Source organism: Mesorhizobium album, from assembly GCF_033977205.1.
GTDB lineage: Bacteria > Pseudomonadota > Alphaproteobacteria > Rhizobiales > Rhizobiaceae > Mesorhizobium > Mesorhizobium album.
Genome location: NZ_JAVIIW010000102.1, coordinates 1 through 2,583, shown reverse-complemented (window position 1 = coordinate 2,583; position 2,583 = coordinate 1). Strand labels below are relative to the sequence as shown.

At 60.2% G+C, this 2,583-nt stretch carries 4 protein-coding genes; 1 reads left to right on the top strand and 3 read right to left on the bottom strand.

What is annotated here, in order from left to right:
- Positions 1-70: 70 nt before the first annotated feature.
- Genes tnpC through tnpA form a run of 3 tightly spaced genes read right to left on the bottom strand, consistent with a single transcriptional unit; the run spans position 71 to position 2,453 of the window.
- Entirely contained in the window at positions 71-1,642 is a 1,572-nt protein-coding gene (tnpC, locus tag RFN28_RS34285; RefSeq protein WP_320291544.1) for an IS66 family transposase, read from the bottom strand.
- A 54-nt stretch (positions 1,643-1,696) separates the two neighbouring features.
- Positions 1,697-2,050 carry an IS66 family insertion sequence element accessory protein TnpB gene (tnpB, locus tag RFN28_RS34280; RefSeq protein WP_320291543.1) on the bottom strand — a complete coding sequence of 118 codons (354 nt, stop codon included), beginning with the start codon at positions 2,048-2,050 and terminating at the stop codon, positions 1,697-1,699.
- The gene (gene tnpA, locus RFN28_RS34275) at positions 2,031-2,453 is read right to left on the bottom strand and encodes an IS66-like element accessory protein TnpA (RefSeq protein WP_320291545.1); all 423 of its coding nucleotides are present in this window, start codon (positions 2,451-2,453) and stop codon (positions 2,031-2,033) included. The genes tnpB and tnpA overlap by 20 nt, the downstream gene beginning before the upstream one ends.
- Between tnpA and RFN28_RS34270 the strand changes: the two genes are divergently transcribed.
- The coding region (locus tag RFN28_RS34270; RefSeq protein ID WP_320291546.1) for a hypothetical protein at positions 2,361-2,583 on the top strand (223 nt) is incomplete at its 3' end. The genes tnpA and RFN28_RS34270 overlap by 93 nt on opposite strands.

Here is a 2,583-nt window from a genome sequence, read left to right as displayed (position 1 = left end):
GTAAGCGCTATTTTCCCTGCAGGTTGACGGCCCTTGCAACAACCGATCGCTTTCAGACGGACGCGTCGGGTCAGGCTGCGGCGGCTTTGGCGAAGTTGAAGGGCAGCAGATCGTCGATATCAGTATCGACAGCGCGTTGAGGCAGTTCAGTGAGGACGTGGCGCAACCACGCTAACGGCTCGACGCGTGAGGCGCGGCAGGTCAGCATCAAGCTGTAGACGATGGCACTGGCCTTGGCTCCATCGACGGTATCGCTGAACAACCAACTCTTCCTGCCAGTTGCAAAAATCCTGATGTCGCGCTCCAGAAGATTGTTGTCGATCGGCATGCTGCCGTCCTCGGTGTAGCGCGTCAGATAGTCCCACTGGTTCAGTGTGTAGGACACGGCGTCGCCGAGCTTGCTGTCAGGCAAGACCTTCGGGGCGATGTCGTCGAGCCATGCCTTGAGAGCATGGAGGATGGGGACACTGTGCTGCTGGCGGAAGCGGCGAATGCAGTGATCTCGCGTTTCGCCGTCATCGGGGATTTCGTTCCGCGCCTGCCTTTCAACCCGATAGAGCTGTTCGAAGAACCGGAGCGCCTGTTCCGGCGGCCCGCCGCCCTTCTTCCTCGCCTTAAGGGCATCGACGAAGCGCCGCCTCGAATGGGCCATGCATCCAAGATGCGTTGCCCCTTCCAACGTGCGCCAGGCGGAATAGCCGTCGCTCATCACTATGCCGCGGTAATCGCCGAGGAACGCCTGCGGGTGTATCTGGCCGCGGCCCGGCTGATAATCGAGCAGCACGATCGGCTCGTCACTGTCCTCGCCGCTCCGGTATGCCCACATGTAAGAGATGCTGGTGGCCTCTCGATCCTTTTCCTTCAGCACCTGGACCGTGGTCTCGTCACCATGGATGAGGGGCTGCGATCTGAGCCGCAGCTTCAGCGCGTCATAGATGCGGGAGAGATGTTTTTCGCTCGAGCCGATCACCCAGTGGCCCAGAGCGCCTCGGCTGACAGGAACACCTGCGCGCTCGAAGGCCTGCGCCAGGCGGTAGAGCGGTGTGCCGTCGACATACTTGTGAACGAGCGCGAAGGCCAGCGTCGAGGCCGTAGCGATGCTGCCCGGCAAAGGTTGCGTGGGCATCGGCGCGATCACGACCGGCGTGTTGATCCCGGTGCGGTCGCAATGACGGCAAGCATATTTGAACCGCACATTCTGCAGGACCTTCGCCTTCACCTCGATATGAAGTTGCTCGGTAACGGTTTCGCCCATGCGATGCATCTGGCCGGCGCAGCAAGGACACACCTTCTGATCGTCGGGAAGGTCATACTCGACACGCTCGCGCGGCAGGTTTTCCGGCAAGGCCTTGCGGCCACGCTTCTTTCCGGTCTTGCTTTCGACCCCTGGCAATCCAGTATCCGGAAGGTCGGCGACATCGTCATCTTCGCCGTCGGCGTCATCCTCATCCGCGGCCTGTTCGGCTTCATTGAAGAGACGATCAATGTGCTTTTCGCTCTTCGGCGCAAAACGATGCAGCCGCGCAAGCGCCAGCTCTTCCTCGAGTTTGACCACCCGTTCAGCGAGTTGACGGTTCTCCGCCTGCAGCGCAGCAATGCGCGCCGTCAACTCTTCAACAGTCGGTTCGCCGGGTCGATTCATCAGATTCTTGAATCGAAAGCATGCCGCGGCGTCAACCGCTCAATTCGAGAGCCCTCAACCGGCAACCTGATATTGTCGCACCGGATGGCGGACCATCGCATCGATATCGATGCCGTCGAGGATCCAATGCAATTGCTCGGTCGTAAGCGTGACCACCGCAGCCTTCCGGCGCGGCCACCGGAACTTGTCCTCGGTCAACCGCTTCAGCACCAGCACGAAGCCCGACCGATCGAAGAACAGGAGCTTCATCCGGTCGCGGCGGCGATTGCAGAACGCAAAAACCGCCGCAGCAAACGGATCGAGCGCCATTGTCTCTTGGACCAGAACCGCAAGGCTGTTGATCCCGGCCCGAAAGTCGATCGGCTCGCGGTGCAGGTAGACTTTCAGGTCAGCGCCCAGTCTGAACATGACCCAGTGCTCCGATGATCGCCGTCAATGCATCCACATCACCGCATTCCAGCATCAGCTTCACGCCGTTCGGCAGCGACGCGCTCATCTTGGCTGGAGAGGGATAAGATGCAGCCCTTTTGGGTTCCGACCCACGCACTTCACAGGTCGCCGGCAAGTCCACCGCAGCCATGCTCCTCTGTCGCGACAGGGCCCGATCGGCCGCGCTTTCAATCTGAACCGGGATGAACGCCGGTGGCGAGGACGGCGGGAGGGATTGGGACTCCCTGCGCTTCTTTATCCACTTCCGAAGAAGGTTCGCATTGACCCCATGTTCGAGCGCAAGCCTCGATACCGAAACGCCAGGCTCAAGGCAGGCCGCGACAAGACGGTCCTTCGATGCGGGGTCGTATCGGCGTCGCATGTTCCGACCGACAAGTCTAACCCGCAGTTTCTGCTCATCTTCTTCCATAACTTGGTGTCCACCTATTTTGGTGGACACCTCATGCATCAACCCACTCAATGGCAAAAGGTGCGGGGAAAATCGCGCTTAC